The organism is Streptomyces sp. NPDC085481 (assembly GCF_044541845.1).
GTDB lineage: Bacteria > Actinomycetota > Actinomycetes > Streptomycetales > Streptomycetaceae > Streptomyces.
This window is the reverse complement of the sequence record NZ_JBITTJ010000014.1, coordinates 40,535-54,609: the sequence shown is the minus strand read 5'-3', so window position 1 is coordinate 54,609 and position 14,075 is coordinate 40,535. Positions and strand designations below refer to the sequence as shown.

Below are 14,075 nucleotides of genomic sequence, written 5' to 3'. Positions count from 1 at the left end.
GTGCGTGATGCACCGTGATGCATCACGATGTAGCTAGAGCCATCCAAACGTGTCTTTGTATGACTATCTAGCGTTGGACCATGAGCCTTGATCCGAAGTCGGGACGCCCGCTGTACATGCAACTGGCCGACGTGATCGCAGCCAAGATCGCAACCGGCGAGTACGCCCCGGACCGGGTGATCCCCACGCCCGGCCGGTTCGCCGAGGAGTACGGCATCGCCGTGCTGACCGGTCGCCGCGCCATGCGTGAACTCCGGGAGCGTGGACTGATCTACACCGTGCCCGGCAAGGGCTCTTACGTCACGCCCGCCGCCGGAAAGGACGACCCCTCGACGGAGGAGTAGTCCGTCCGTCGTTGCGCGGGTGAGGGCGGTGGTCCGGCGGGGAAGTGTTCCCGCATGGACGATGAGAAGGCCCGGCAGTGGCTCGCCACCGCACTCGGCGAGGCGCGGGCCGGGCTCGCCGAGGGTGGGGTTCCGATCGGGGCCGCCCTGTACGGGGCCGACGGGGTGCTGCTCGGGCGCGGGCGGAACCGGCGGGTGCAGGGCAGGGACCCGTCGGCGCATGCCGAGACCGAGGCGTTCCGGGCGGCGGGGCGGCAGCGGTCTTACCGGGGGACGACGATGGTGACGACGCTGTCGCCGTGCTGGTACTGCTCCGGGCTCGTGCGGCAGTTCGGGATCTCGCGAGTGGTGGTCGGGGAGGCGGAGACCTTTCGCGGCGGGCAGGACTGGCTGGCCGAGCACGGGGTCGACGTCGTCGTGCTCGACGACCGCGAGTGCGCCGCGCTGATGCGCGAGTTCGCCGAGAAGCATCCGGAGCTGTGGAGCGAGGACATCGGCCGTGACTGACCGTGGCATTCCCACCCTTGACCTCACCGACGGCGAGGCCGACCTCGCCACAATCGACCGCGCACTGCGCCGGGCGGGCTTCCTGCTGGTCACCGGGCACGGGGTCGACCCGGCGCTGCGCGCCGCCATCCGGGACAGCGCCCGGCGGTTCTTCCACCTCCCCGCCGCCGCCAAGGAGCCGTACGCGGTGAAGGTCGGCGGGCGCGGCTGGCTCGGGCCGGGGGCGGAGGCCAACGGGTACGCGGAGGGGACGGCGACGCCGCCCGATCTGAAGGAGTCGCTGTCCTTCGCCGCGGACCGGCCGACGGGGAGGCGGGACATCGACGCCGAGTGGTTCCTGCCCAACACCTGGCCCGCCGAAGTCCCGGAGCTGAAGCCCCTGGTGGAGGACTACCTGCGGCAGATGCGGGTCCTGTCGGACCGGATCCTGGATCTGCTCGGTCCGGCGCTCGGCGAGGAGGCGGACTTCTTCACGCGGCACACCGGGCATCCCACCTTCGGGTTCAACATCAACTGGTACCCGGGGCGGGAGCGGGTCGGGGAGCCTGAGCCGGGGCAGTTCCGGATCGGGCCGCACACCGACTTCGGCACCGTCACGGTCCTGGACCGGCAGGCCGGCAAGGGCGGGCTGCAGGTGTACACCGAGGCGGACGGCTGGCAGGACGCCCCGTACGACCCCGAGGCCTTCACCGTCAACATCGGCGACCTGATGGCGGGCTGGACCGGCGGCCGCTGGCGTTCGGGGCGGCACCGGGTGCTGCCGCCGCCGGCCGACGCGCCCGCCGAGGAGCTGGTGTCGCTGGTCTACTTCTACGAGTGCGACCCCGGCACCACGATCAACGGCATCGAGTCCCATGCGTACCTGCGCGCCCAGCTCGACGCCATCACGGCGACGTAGCTGGACGACTTGGCGACGACGACTTGGCCACGACGACGCAGTCACGGCCACGTTGCCACGGCCACGTTGCCATGGCGACTTAGTCACGGCCCGGTGACACTCCGCCATCCGGCCTCCCGAAAACCTGGCCGAAGGCCAACGACCCGTCGATAATCGGGACTTGAGGATGTGACGGGGCACGTCTGGTGGGATGCGGGGGGTGGCGGGTGGACAGAGTCCTCTACGGGCGCGAGGCGGTGTTCCACGACAGGGGGCTCGCGGCGCGACTCGTCGGGCTCGGCGGCGAGGGCTTCGCGCGGGTCCCGTACGAGCACGGCGAGGACCCGCCCGTCGTGGTCTTCACCGGCGGGCGCGGGATGGGGAAGACCGCGCTGCTCAAGCAGCTGCGCAACACCTACAAGGGGGCCACTCCCCTCGCCCTGGTCGACTGCGCGCACATCGCGCCGCCCGCCGACCACGGACCCGGCTGGACCGAGCTCACCGGGGCGCTCGCCGAGCTCGCCGTACAGCTGTCGCCGCGGGTCACGGGGGCCAAGCCGGTGCAGTTTCCGCGGCTCTCGCTCGGCCTGGTCGCGGTGGCGTCGATCGGCTGGACGCACGAGGACGACGAGCGGGCCCAGCGCGACCTGCAACGGCTCGGCCCCGTCCTGTCGACCGTCGACGCCACCAAGGGCGCCGCGACCAACTGGGTCACCAAGGTCCTCACCAAGCTCGCCGCCACCTTCGCCGACGCCGCGGCCCCGCTCGCCGGCCTGCTCGCCGAGGCGACCGTGGAGACGGTCCTGGAGGAGGTGTTCGGCCGCGTCCAGCAGAAGTCGGAGAGCTGGTACGGCAGTTACCGCAACGCCGGCGGCCGCGGCAAGGCCGGACTGCAGCAGCTGGCCATCGACTTCGAGCAGGGCGACCGGCGCCGCCGGGAGGCCGAGGACTTCCTCGTCGGCGCGCTCGTGGAGGACCTCGGCCAGGCCTACCGCGGGCTCACCCGGGTCGGCACCCGCCGCGGCCGGCCGGTCCTCCTCCTCGACAACGCCCACGTCGACCTCGGCCGCCGGCTCGTCGAACCGATCCTGCGCGCCCGCCACGACGGCCGCCGCGACAAGGTCGTCGTCCTCGCCGCCTCCCGTGTCCGGGACCACGAGGGCATGCGCCACGCGCACCGGCTGCGGCTGCCCGAGACCGCGCACCGGGCGCCCTGCCCGCGCGGCGCCGACATCACCTCCGGCATCCTCGCCGTCGAGCTCACCCCGCTCTCCGCCGCCCAGACCCAGGCCGCGTTCGACCGCTTCGACCCCTCCGGGCGCACCCCCGCCGACCTGGCCCGGGGCGTCCACCGGCTGACCGGCGGCCGGCCGCTCGGCGTGATGCTGCTCGGCCAGGCGGCCGCCGAGGCGCCCCGCGCCGAGCGGCCCGGGCTCACCCCGGGCGCCCTGCTCGACCTGACCGTGGAGCTCCGCGAGGACGCCCGGCCCGTGCCCGTGGCGCCGGCCCTGCTGGGCGCGCTGCTTCCGCAGCCGCGCCTGGAGCCGTTCACCGTGCTCGCGGCCGCCCATGACGAGGTGTCGGCCCGGCTGCTCGCCCGCACCCGGCTGCACACCGAGTCCCGCGACGGCGACATGGCGCTGCGGGTGCGCGACCATCTGCGCGCGGAGGACTGGCCGGAGGGCCCCGAGCACTTCGTCGCCGACCCGCTGCTGCGCGCCCTGCTGCTGCACCGGCTGCGTTTCGAGGACGCCGACCATCCCCGGTACGCGGCCTGGCGGGCCGTCCACGAGACCCTGCACCGGCATTACGACCAAGACGAGGCCCGCCCGTACCGGCTGTACCACGAACTCGCCCTGGGGCGGGCCGAGGACGCCGTGACGCATCTGCGGGTCACGTTCCCCGAAACCGACGTGGTGGGCTGGCTCGGCCGGCTGCGGTTCATCGCCTCCGCCCCGTACCCGCGCGGACCGGGCGGCAGCGGCCCCGGCAGCGGCCCCGGCCCCGATCCGCGCCGGGACGCCGCCCTCGGCCGCCAGGTGCCCGACCGGCTGCCCGCCGGGCTCGACGCCGAGGCGACCGGGCTCCATCTCTCCGTGCGGCGCCTCCTGCACGCCGTATGGCTGCTCACCGATCCGCTCGCCCTGCCCGACGGCGAGGTGACCGAGAAGCTGGCGCACGAGCTGCGCCAGCTCTCCGGCCGCCATCTGACGGGCAACAGCCCGCTGTGGGACGCGGCCACCCACTGGCCGAGGGACATTCACGCCTGGCGGCGGCTCTCGCTGCCGCCGGGCCGCGAGGACGGAGTCTGAGGCCATGGCCAACCGGCTGCGCAACCGTTACCTCTACACGCCGAGACAGAAGCTGTTCGCCTCCCTGCTGGTCCTGCTGGTCGTCGCGCTGCCGCTCGGCTACGCGGTGAAGAAGTGGTCCACTCCGGAGGACCGTTCCTGCGCGACGGGCGTGTCCCGCCCCGAGGGCTCGGCCGAGTGCGTCGGCGTCAACGGCGACGGCTACGACTTCGGCGTCCCCGACCTCACCGAGGTGGCCGGCCTCATCGGCGGGGAGAACGCCACCCTGAAGCCCGACGAGTTCGCCACGGTCGCCGTCCTGCTGCCGCTGACCTCGCCGGACCCGGGGATGCGGGTGAAGGTGCTGCACGAGGTGCAGGGCGCCTACGCCCGCCAGTACCGGGCCAACCACGAGTCGAACAGCGAGACGCCCAAGATCCGCCTCGTCCTCGCCAACACCGGCCGGGGCAACGCCCACTGGCAGGCCACCGTCGAGCAGCTGAAGGCGATGACCGCGGGACCGGAGCGGCTGCGCGCGGTCACCGGCGTCGCCACCTCCTCCACCGAGATACGTCAGGCGGTGACGGCCCTGACCGGCGCGGGCATCGCTGTCGTCGGCACCACCATCACCGCCGACGACATCGCCAACGGCCCCGGCGCCGGGCACAACCGCTTCCCCGGCCTCGCCCGCGTCTCCCCCACCAACAGCGACGAGGCGAAGGCCCTCGCCCACTTCGGCAAGGTGAACGCGGCCAAGGCCCTGCTCGTCGAGGACACCCGTACCGGCGACCACTACACCGACACGCTCAAGGCCGCGTTCGCCGCCTCCCTCAAGGGCGCCCCGTACGAGCCGCAGCTGTTCACCTCGCCCGCCGATCCGACGGAGGAGGGCACCACCGCCAACACGTTCCGACAGATCACCCACCTCATCTGCGACACCCGCGCCGAGACCGTGTTCTTCGCCGGCCGCCACACCCAGCTGCGCCAGTTCATCAACGCCCTGGGCGCCCGCGGCTGCGCCGACCGCGCCTTCACCGTCCTCACCGGCGACGAGGGCTCCTACCTGGGCGCCGACAACAAGCTCAACCGCTCGGCCCTCAAGGCCCGGCTGACCGTCCGCTACGCCTCGCTCGCCCACCCCGACGCGTGGCTGCCCGCCCCCGGCCGCCCGGTCCCGGCGACGGGCGGGTCGACCGTCGCCTACGAGACCTTCGTGACCGACGTCGCCCGGGCCTCCAAGAAGCCGGTCGCGCTCGCCGACGGGCAGGCGATCGTCGCGTACGACGCGATGGCGGCGGCCGTCCACGCGATCCGGCAGGCCACCCCGGACGGCGCGAGCCACCCGGAGCTCTCCGACGTCGCCAACCAGTGGCCACAGGTGAAGGGCTCGCTGCGGGTGCAGGGCGCGAGTGGCTGGATCTGCCTGGACAACTTCGGCAACCCGTTCAACAAGGCGGTCCCGATCGTGGAGCTGGCCGAGGACGGCTCCCAGCGCTTCGTCCAGATCGCCTGGCCGGAGGGCGCACCGCCGGCGACGAGCTGTCTGCCACCCCGGCGAGGGTGACGGTCCGGCGCGTACGGGCTACGGCACCCACTTCGGCCACGGCGCCTCGTCCTGCTCGTACAGCTCCCGCAGCGCGCGCCACCGGTCGGCCGTCCAGTCGAGCCAGTCGGTGGGGTGGCCGTCGAGCGCCCGGGCCAGCCGTTCGAGGTGGTCGTGCCACCCCGCCAGCATGTCCAGCTTCGCTTCCCGGTCGCCGCGGAAGTCCGCCGTGAAACGCAGCACGGTCGACCCGGCGGCGTCCGACCCCGGCCCCGGTCCCGGACCGGGTTCCAGGTGGAAGCGGATCCGGCCGTGCGGCGGGCCGACCGTGTACTCGGCCACGTACTCGGGGTCCCAGGCGGTCACCGTGCCCGACACCTCGGTGTCGCTGTTGAGCCAGCGCAGCACCACCCGGCCGCCGAGCCGCGGCTCCAGCGGGTCGGCGGCGCACAGCCACTGGGGCAGCCCCTCGGGGGTGGCGACGGCGGCCCACACGGCCACCCTCGGGTGCGGCAGGTCGATCACGTACCGCAGCAGATGCGTGTCGCCGTCGTGGGTCTCGCTCCTGCCCCGGGGAATCTCGCTCATACCTCAAGCGTGACCCCGGGGCCCTGCGGCCGCTAGCTCACACGCCCGCGTAGGAGTGCTTGCTGCTCACGAAGATGTTGACGCCGTAGTAGTTGAAGAGGAAGCAGCCGAAGGCGATGAGCGCGATGTACGCGGCCTTGCGGCCCTTCCAGCCGGCCGTGGCCCTGGCGTGCAGGTACGCCGCGTAACCGACCCACGTGATGAAGGACCAGACCTCCTTGGCGTCCCAGCCCCAGTAGCGGCCCCACGCGTCGCCCGCCCAGATGGCGCCCGCGATGATCGTGAAGGTCCACAGCGGGAAGACGGCCGCGTTGACCCGGTAGGAGAACTTGTCCAGCGACGCGGCGGACGGCAGCCGCTCCATCACGGAGCGGGCGAAGGAGCCGGGGTCGCCGCCGGTCGCCAGCTTGTTCTCGTAGGAGTCGCGGAAGAGGTAGAGCAGGGTCGCGACCGCGCCCAGGTAGAACACGGCGCCGCAGAAGATCGCGGTGGAGACGTGGATCCACAGCCAGTACGAGTGCAGCGCGGGCACCAGCTGGTCGCTGTCGGTGTAGAGCCAGGTGGTGGCCACGCCGAGGTCGAGCAGGACGGTCGTCACCAGCGGCAGACCGATCCAGCGGACGTTCTTCTTGGCGACGAGGAAGCCGAGGTACGCGCCGACCACCACGGTGGAGAAGGTGGTGGAGAACTCGTACATGTTGCCCCACGGCGCCCGCTGCACGGACATGGCGCGGGTGATCACGCCGGCCGCCTCGATGAGGAAGGCGAGCGCGGTCAGCGAGACGGCGATCCGGCCGTACAGGTCGCCCTTGACGCTGCCGCCGGCCGCGCCGGGGCCGTCCGGTACGTCACGGGCGCCGGCCCCGGAGCGGGTGACGACCTTCGGCTTGTCGAGCACGGCGGTGCCGCCGCCGGCCGTCTTGACCTGGACGGTCACGGCGGGCGCGGCGGCCGGGCTGGTGAGCGCGGCGGCGGTGCGGCCGACCTTGCTGCGGCTGCCGAGCACCCACTCGGCGATATGGGCCAGGAAGGCCAGCGTGTAGACGGCCATGGAGGAGTAGACGAGCATGTTGCTCATCTGCGCCAGGCTCTCGTTCGTCTCGGCGGCGAGGATCACTTCTCAGCCCCTTCGGACTTTTCGGCAGGTTCTTCTGCGGGTTCCGGCGCGGTGTGTTCCGCTGGTTCCGGCGCGGTCGGCGCCTGTGCGTGGAGCGTGACCGCGAGCTCGGCCAGCTCCTCGGGCAGCTTGGCGGACTCGCTCCGGCCGAGCCCCGCCATCTCGACGACGGTGACGCCGTCCTCGCCCCGTACGGCCCGGACCCAGACCCGGCGCCGCTGGATGAACAGCGAGCCGGCCAGGCCCGCGATGGCGGCGATCGCACCGGTGAGGGCGAGGCCGTTGCCGGGCTGCTGGGAGATCTGGAAGCTGGCCCACTCCTTGATCTCCTTCTCGAAGGTGACCGACCCGGCGCCGTCGGGCAGCGTCATCGTCTCGCCCGGCAGCAGCCGGTTGGCGCTGCCGGTGCCGCCCTGCACCTTGAACTGCTTCATCTTGGAGGTGTCCAGCTGGTACACGTTCTGCGCCAGGCCGGAGTTGACGCGCAGATCGCCGTGGTAGCCGGTGAGCGCCATGACCGGGAAGTCGAGCGCCGGGAACTGCGAGAACATCGTGCCCTTGCCGGCGCCCGCGAAGGTCGGCACGAAGAAGGCCTGGAAGCCCAGCTGCTCCTTCTTGCCGTTCTTGTCGCGGTAGCCGTCCATGACCTTGAGCGCGCCGGTCGAGGTGATGTTGTTGTCGATCGGGAGCAGCGGTACGGGCCCGCTGCTGACGACCTTGCCGCGGCCGTCGCGCACGGTGATGACGGGCGCGTAGCCGTGGGCGATCAGATAGACCTTGGAGCCGCCGATCTCGAGCGGCTCGTTGACCCGGATGACCGCCTTCTGGTCCGGGCCGCCGTTCTCGGCGTACGAGACGGCCGCCTCGAAGGTGCGGGGGGTGCCCCGCTGGGGGCCGTTCTTCTCGTACGTGCCGGTGAAGCCGTTCAGGGTGAAGCCGAACGGCGCCAGGTCGTCGGTGGAGAAGCGGGAACCGGACTTGAAGTCGTCGTACTGCGTGAGCGTGTTGGAGAATCCGTCGCCCTCGACGATCAGCTTGCCGCCCTCGGACTTGTACAGCTGGCCGACGGCGAAGGCCACCAGGATGACGATCAGCGCGACGTGGAAGACCAGGTTGCCGGCCTCGCGCAGGAAGCCCTTCTCGGCGGCGACGGCGTCCCCGGCGGTGTGGGCGCGGAAGCGGCGGCCCTTGAGCATCGCGAGGGCGGCCTCGCGGACCTGCTCGGGCTCGGCCTCGGTGCGCCAGGTGGTGTACGCGGGCAGCCGGGTCAGCCGCTTGGGCGCGCCCGGCGGGCGGCTGCGGAGCTGGCCGACGAACTGCCAGGTGCGGGGCACGATGCAGCCGATGAGCGAGACGAACAGCAGGATGTAGATCGCGGAGAACCACACCGAGCTGTAGACGTCGAACAGCTGGAGCTTCTCGTACAGCGGCGTGAGCGTCTCGTGGGCCTTCTTGAAGGTCTCCACCTTCAGCTCGTCCGCGCTCGTCTGCGGGATGAGCGAGCCGGGGATCGCGCCGAGGGAGAGCAGGAACAGCAGGATCAGGGCGACCCGCATGGAGGTCAGCTGCCGCCAGAACCAGCGGATCCAGCCGATCACCCCGAGGGTGGGGCCGCCGACGAGGGACTCCTCGCGGGGGGCCGTGGACAGCTGGGCGCCGGCCGCGCCGAGGCCCGGCTCCTGCTCCGCCGTTGTCGTTTCGGTCTTGCTCATGGGTCAGATCCCAGGGGTGAAGTCGGCCGCCCAGGACTGCATCTCGGTCACGAGGCTGTCCCAGGCCCCGGTGACGAGCAGCAGTCCGGTGACGATCAGCATGATGCCGCCGGTTCGCATGACCCAGACATAGTGCCGCTTCACCCAGCCGAAGGCGCCGAGCGCCCGCCGGAAGGCGATCGCCGTGAGGATGAAGGGCAGGCCGAGGCCCATGCAGTAGGCGACCGTGAGCAGCGCGCCGCGGCCGGCGCTGGCCTCCTGTGAGGCGAGCGCCAGGACGGAGGCGAGGGTCGGGCCGATGCAGGGCACCCAGCCGAGGCCGAACAGCACGCCCAGCATGGGGGCGCCGAGCAGGCCGGTCACCGGGCGCTTGTGGAAGCGGAACTCGCGGCGGGTGAGCCAGGGCATCGCGCCCATGAAGAAGGCGCCGAGCACGATGGTCAGGGCGCCGAGCACCTTGGAGATGATCTCGCGGTGCGACTGCAGGACACTGCCGAAGCCGCCGAAGAGGGCGCCGCCGGAGACGAACACGACGGTGAAGCCGAGCACGAACAGCGCGGCGCCGCCCGCCATCCGGCCGCGCCGGGCCTCGGCGAGGTCGGTGCCGGTGACCCCGGTCACGTAACTGAGGTAGCCGGGGACGAGCGGCAGGACGCACGGCGAGAAGAAGGAGACGAGTCCCCCGAGCACGGCGATGGGCAGCGCGAGGAGCAGCGCTCCGCTGAAGACCGTCTCGTTCACGTCACTTCTCCGCGACCAGCGGATCGATCATGGAACGCAGCTTGGTCTCGTCGAGCGCCATCAGCGAGCGCGCGGCGACCTTTCCGTCCTTGTCGAGCACGATGGTGGACGGGATGGCCTGCGGGATCATCGAGCCCTTGGGGAACCCGCTGAGGATGAGCTTCCCGGCCGGGTCGTAGAGGCTCGGGTAGCCGACCCCGAACTCCTCCTCGAAGGCCAGGCCCTTGGACGTGTCGGCGTCGCGGGTGTTGAGTCCGACGAACTCCACGCCCTTGACCTTCATGTCCTTGGCGACCTTCGCGAAGTGCGGTGCCTCGGCGCGGCACGGCGGGCACCAGGAGCCCCAGACGTTGAGGACGACGACCTTGCCCTTGAAGTCGGCGACGTCGAGCTGCTCGCCTTCGAGGGTCTTCCCGGCGATCTTGTTGACCGGCTGGCGCTCGCCCTTGGCGACGGTGGAGATGCCCCCCGTGTTGGTCACGAAGTTGGTGCCACCGCCGCCACCGGACTTGCCGTTGTTGTCCGAGCTGCAGGCCGAGAGCGCGAGCGCGGCCGCCAGGGCTCCGGCCGTCAGCAGGGTGCGACGAGACGCACGGCTAAGACTCATGTGAAAAGTTTCGCATGGGCGTTTCGCGGATCTTGGGCACCCCCCTACGTGCCCGTAACGCCCCTTGTCAAGATCGTCTAAGCCGGCCGGAGGAAGGCGTTCCAGCCACCGGCCGGGGACTGGCCGACCTCGAGGGTACGGAGCTTGGCGAGGATCTTCGGGTCCTGGACGTCCAGCCAGTCCACGTACTGCCTGAAGGAGACCAGCCGGACGTCCTTCTTGCCGGCCATGGCCTTCAGCGCCTCCTCGACGGCGTCCATGTAGATGCCGCCGTTCCACTGCTCGAAGTGGTTGCCGATGTAGAAGGGGGCGCGGTTGGACTCGTAGGCGCGGTTGAAGCCGGCCAGGTAGGCCCCGGCGGCCTGCTTGCGCCAGCCGGGGTAGCGCGAGGGCATGCCCTTGGTCGAGTTCTTCGACTGGTTGGCGAGCATGTTGTAGTCCATCGACAGGACCTCGAAGGAGTGGCCCGGGAAGGGCACGGCCTGCAGCGGCAGGTCCCAGACGCCGCCGCGCTTGACCGGCCACATCTGGCGGCCGCCGGGCGAGCTGGCGTCGTAGCGCCAGCCGAGGCGCTTGGCGGTGGGCAGCAGGTTGTCCTGGCCGAGCAGGCAGGGGGTGCGGCCGCCGACGAGCTCCTTGGTGTAGTCGAAGGGCAGCGGGTCGAGGTCGGTCCAGCCGGTGTTGGTCTTCCACTTGGTGACGAAGCCGACGGCCTGGTCGATCTCGCTCTGCCACTGGGCGGGGGTCCAGTTGGCGACCGAGCCGGAGCCGCCGCAGAAGTGGCCGTTGAAGTGGGTGCCGATCTCGTGGCCCTCGAGCCAGGCCTGGCGTACGTACTTCAGGGTCTGCTTGACGTGGTCGTCGGTCAGGTAGCCGATGTCGGAGGCGCCGACGCGGTTGTTCGGCGGGCGGTAGAGGTCCTTCTTCGACTCGGGCAGGAGGTAGAGGCCGGAGAGGAAGAAGGTCATCGCCGCGTCGTGGTTCTTGGCGAGTTCGAGGAAGCGCGGGAAGAGGCCGTTGCCGACCTCGCCGGCGCCGTCCCAGGAGAAGATCACGAACTGCGGCGGGGTCTGGCCGGGTTCGAGCGGCACGGGGGTGTCGGGCTGGTTCGGCTGCTTTCCGGTGTCGGCGGTGGAACCGTCGCCGATGAGCCGGCCGTCGTCCTTGGTGGGCGTGGCCGGGGTCTCGGGGGCACCCGTGACGTCCCCACCCTTACCCGGACCGGAACGCCCACTTTTGTCCTGATTGCCGCTGGTACACGCGGCGACGCCCAGCGCCGCGGCGGCACCAACGCCCGCCCCGAGCAGGCTCCTTCGATTGATCCCGCGCATGACATCCCCATTCGCGCTGACGTATGACCGAAACGTCATCCAAACCGACAATCAGTGAGATGCGCGGAGGAACACGGAGGTTCCGGGGAATCAGAACAAATATTTCAAGGCGGCCGGACAAGCGAGGGCGGTCGGACGACTGTGCGTCATCCGACCGCCCTGACGATGCTCCCCCGGCCCCCGGCGCGTCCAGACCCTACGGGTGGAGGGGAGGTGAAGACCCGCGCGGGAAGACCGCGCTACGCCCCGAAGGCCTTCGCCTTGCCCTTGACCGGCTTGGCACCCGCACGCAGATGCACGGGTACGAGGTCCAGGGCGGGCTCGCTGTAGCCCACCGACACGATCGTGTCGTCCTTGTAGGTGAACGAGGTCAGCGAGGCCAGCGTGCACTGCCGGCGCCGCGGGTCGTGCCACAGCCGGCGCTTCTCCACGAAGCTGCGCACGATCCAGATCGGCAGCTGGTGGCTCACCAGGACCGCCTCGTGCCCGCGGGCCGCGTCCTTCGCCGCGTCGAGCGCGCCCATCATGCGGACGACCTGCTCGACGTACGGCTCGCCCCAGGACGGCCGGAACGGGTTGGTGAGGTGCTTCCAGTTGGCCGGCTTCTTCAGCGCACCGTCGCCGACGCCGAAGGTCTTGCCCTCGAAGACGTTCGCCGCCTCGATCAGGCGGGCGTCCGTGGCCAGGTCCAGGCCGTGGCTCTTGGCGATCGGCATCGCCGTCTCCTGCGCCCGCTCCAGCGGGGAGGCGGCGACATGGGTGATGTCCCGGCCCGCGAGGTGCTCGGCGACCCGGTCGGCCATCTGCCGGCCGAGCTCGGACAGGTGGTAGCCGGAGCGGCGGCCGTAGAGCACGCCGTCCGGGTTGTGGACCTCGCCGTGCCGCACCACGTGGACGACCGTCACGTCGCTCATGCCGCCACCTCCGTGGCCTCGGCTGCGGCGCGGGCGGCCGCCGGCAGGGCGGCGGCGACCCGCTCGATCGCCCGCTCGTCGTGGGCCGTGGACACGAACCAGGACTCGAAGGCCGACGGCGGCAGGTAGACCCCGTCCGCGAGCATCGAGTGGAAGAAGGCGTTGAAGCGGAAGGCCTCCTGCTTCTTCGCGTCCTCGTAGTCGCGCACCTCGGTGGCCGTGAAGAACACCGAGAACATGTTGGAGGCCGTCTGCAGCCGGTGCGCCACGCCCTCCTTGGCCAGCGCGTCGATGACCAGGCCCTGGATCTCGGCCGAGACCGCGTCCACCGTGTCGTACGCGGCCTGGTCGAGCAGCCGCAGCTGGGCGAGCCCGGCGGCGGTCGCGACCGGGTTCCCGGAGAGCGTGCCCGCCTGGTAGACCGGGCCGGCCGGGGCGAGGTGGCCCATGACGTCGGCGCGGCCGCCGAAGGCCGCGGCCGGGAAGCCGCCGCCCATGACCTTGCCGAAGGTCATCAGGTCGGGCTTCACGCCGTCGACGCCGTACCAGCCGGCCCGGCTGGTACGGAAGCCGGTCATGACCTCGTCGGAGATGTAGAGCGCGCCGTTCTTCGCGCACGCGTCCTTCAGGCCCTGGTTGAAGCCCGGCAGCGGCGGGACGACGCCCATGTTGCCCGGCGAGGCCTCGGTGATCACACAGGCGATCTCGCCCGGGTAGCGGTGGAACGCCTCCTGTACCGCCTCCAGGTCGTTGTACGGAAGCACGATCGTGTCCCCGGCCTGCGCGCCGGTCACGCCGGGCGTGTCGGGCAGCCCGAAGGTGGCGACGCCGGAGCCCGCCGCGGCGAGCAGCGCGTCCACGTGTCCGTGGTAGCAGCCGGCGAACTTGACGACCTTGGCGCGGCCGGTGAAGCCGCGGGCCAGCCGGATCGCCGACATCGTCGCCTCGGTGCCGGAGGACACCAGACGGACCTGCTCGACCGGCTCGATCCGCGCGACGATCTCCTCCGCCAGCGCGACCTCGCCCTCACCCGGCGTACCGAAGGAGGTGCCGCGCGAGACGGCGTCCTGCACGGCGGCGGTCACCTCGGGGTGCGCGTGACCGAGGATCATCGGCCCCCACGAGCAGACCAGGTCGACGTACTCGCGACCGTCCGCGTCGGTGAGGTACGGACCGGTACCGGACACCATGAACCGGGGCGTTCCGCCCACGGCCCGGAAGGCGCGCACCGGTGAGTTCACGCCGCCGGGCGTCACAAGGGACGCGCGGTCGAAAAGCGTCTGTGAGACTGGGGCTTCGTATGAATACGGCACTGTGATCCTGACCTGCGAGTACGACGACGAGTTCGGAGGGACGGTGTGGGCACCCTGTGAATTACGCCAAGGCGCCTGTCCTCCGCGTCTGCGAAACTGGGGCGTCATAGGGATGGCTCACGGAATCCATGGTGTCAGAGGCCACGGCGTTCTTGCGGACAGGTGTTTCACCGTACGAACGTGGGGGAGG

Annotated in this window: 13 protein-coding genes; 5 read left to right on the top strand and 8 right to left on the bottom strand. The window is 71.3% G+C overall.

Annotated elements, in window-relative coordinates:
• Positions 1–80 precede the first annotated feature (80 nt).
• The 5 genes from ACIGEZ_RS26505 (at position 81) to ACIGEZ_RS26485 (ending at position 5,583) form a co-directional block, all read left to right on the top strand.
• Entirely contained in the window at positions 81–344 is a 264-nt protein-coding gene (locus ACIGEZ_RS26505; protein ID WP_399835406.1) for a GntR family transcriptional regulator, read from the top strand.
• Positions 345–398: 54 nt separating this feature from the next.
• Complete coding sequence (locus tag ACIGEZ_RS26500) at positions 399–851, top strand: nucleoside deaminase (RefSeq protein WP_399835403.1); 453 nt, start codon at positions 399–401, stop codon at positions 849–851.
• Positions 844–1,749 carry an isopenicillin N synthase family dioxygenase gene (locus ACIGEZ_RS26495; protein WP_399835400.1) on the top strand — a complete coding sequence of 302 codons (906 nt, stop codon included), beginning with the start codon at positions 844–846 and terminating at the stop codon, positions 1,747–1,749. Before ACIGEZ_RS26500 ends, ACIGEZ_RS26495 begins: the two co-directional genes overlap by 8 nt.
• Positions 1,750–1,955: 206 nt before the next feature.
• Complete coding sequence (locus tag ACIGEZ_RS26490) at positions 1,956–4,040, top strand: hypothetical protein (RefSeq protein WP_399835397.1); 2,085 nt, start codon at positions 1,956–1,958, stop codon at positions 4,038–4,040.
• 4 nt (positions 4,041–4,044) lie between these two features.
• A complete protein-coding gene (locus ACIGEZ_RS26485) occupies positions 4,045–5,583 on the top strand; it encodes an ABC transporter substrate-binding protein (RefSeq protein ID WP_399835395.1) in 1,539 nt (512 codons plus the stop codon).
• Between the two features lie 18 nt (positions 5,584–5,601).
• On the opposite strand, the gene ACIGEZ_RS26480 is transcribed toward ACIGEZ_RS26485, so the two are convergent.
• The 8 genes from ACIGEZ_RS26480 to hemL all read right to left on the bottom strand — a co-directional run bounded on the left by ACIGEZ_RS26480 (position 5,602) and on the right by hemL (position 13,885).
• Positions 5,602–6,150 (bottom strand): SRPBCC domain-containing protein, encoded by a 549-nt coding sequence (locus ACIGEZ_RS26480; protein WP_399835393.1) that lies wholly within the window; start codon positions 6,148–6,150, stop codon positions 5,602–5,604.
• A gap of 37 nt (positions 6,151–6,187) precedes the next feature.
• Entirely contained in the window at positions 6,188–7,267 is a 1,080-nt protein-coding gene (gene ccsB, locus ACIGEZ_RS26475; protein ID WP_399835391.1) for a c-type cytochrome biogenesis protein CcsB, read from the bottom strand.
• On the bottom strand, positions 7,264–8,979 hold the full coding sequence (locus ACIGEZ_RS26470; RefSeq protein ID WP_399835388.1) for a cytochrome c biogenesis protein ResB: 1,716 nt from the start codon (positions 8,977–8,979) through the stop codon (positions 7,264–7,266). Before ACIGEZ_RS26470 ends, ccsB begins: the two co-directional genes overlap by 4 nt.
• Before the next feature lie 3 nt (positions 8,980–8,982).
• A complete protein-coding gene (locus tag ACIGEZ_RS26465) occupies positions 8,983–9,720 on the bottom strand; it encodes a cytochrome c biogenesis CcdA family protein (RefSeq protein WP_399835385.1) in 738 nt (245 codons plus the stop codon).
• A 1-nt stretch (position 9,721) separates the two neighbouring features.
• A complete protein-coding gene (locus tag ACIGEZ_RS26460; protein WP_399835382.1) occupies positions 9,722–10,327 on the bottom strand; it encodes a TlpA family protein disulfide reductase in 606 nt (201 codons plus the stop codon).
• 77 nt (positions 10,328–10,404) lie between these two features.
• Positions 10,405–11,658: a hypothetical protein gene (locus ACIGEZ_RS26455; RefSeq protein WP_399835379.1), complete on the bottom strand. Its 1,254-nt coding sequence runs from the start codon at positions 11,656–11,658 to the stop codon at positions 10,405–10,407.
• 239 nt (positions 11,659–11,897) lie between these two features.
• Positions 11,898–12,572, bottom strand: coding sequence for a histidine phosphatase family protein (locus ACIGEZ_RS26450; RefSeq protein WP_399835377.1), 675 nt, complete (start codon positions 12,570–12,572; stop codon positions 11,898–11,900).
• Positions 12,569–13,885, bottom strand: a complete 1,317-nt coding sequence (gene hemL, locus ACIGEZ_RS26445; RefSeq protein WP_399835375.1) for a glutamate-1-semialdehyde 2,1-aminomutase — start codon at positions 13,883–13,885, stop codon at positions 12,569–12,571. The genes ACIGEZ_RS26450 and hemL overlap by 4 nt, the downstream gene beginning before the upstream one ends.
• Positions 13,886–14,075: the final 190 nt, after the last annotated feature.

What these genes read in the sequence shown, in the direction of transcription:
- ACIGEZ_RS26505 (WP_399835406.1), top strand. Translation starts at nt 81, where the DNA reads ATGAGCCTTGATCCGAAGTCGGGACGCCCGCTGTACATGCAACTGGCC.
- ACIGEZ_RS26500 (WP_399835403.1), top strand. Translation starts at nt 399, where the DNA reads ATGGACGATGAGAAGGCCCGGCAGTGGCTCGCCACCGCACTCGGCGAG.
- ACIGEZ_RS26485 (WP_399835395.1), top strand. Translation starts at nt 4,045, where the DNA reads ATGGCCAACCGGCTGCGCAACCGTTACCTCTACACGCCGAGACAGAAG.
- ACIGEZ_RS26480 (WP_399835393.1), bottom strand. Translation starts at nt 6,150, where the DNA reads ATGAGCGAGATTCCCCGGGGCAGGAGCGAGACCCACGACGGCGACACG.
- ACIGEZ_RS26470 (WP_399835388.1), bottom strand. Translation starts at nt 8,979, where the DNA reads ATGAGCAAGACCGAAACGACAACGGCGGAGCAGGAGCCGGGCCTCGGC.
- ACIGEZ_RS26460 (WP_399835382.1), bottom strand. Translation starts at nt 10,327, where the DNA reads ATGAGTCTTAGCCGTGCGTCTCGTCGCACCCTGCTGACGGCCGGAGCC.
- ACIGEZ_RS26455 (WP_399835379.1), bottom strand. Translation starts at nt 11,658, where the DNA reads ATGCGCGGGATCAATCGAAGGAGCCTGCTCGGGGCGGGCGTTGGTGCC.
- ACIGEZ_RS26450 (WP_399835377.1), bottom strand. Translation starts at nt 12,572, where the DNA reads ATGAGCGACGTGACGGTCGTCCACGTGGTGCGGCACGGCGAGGTCCAC.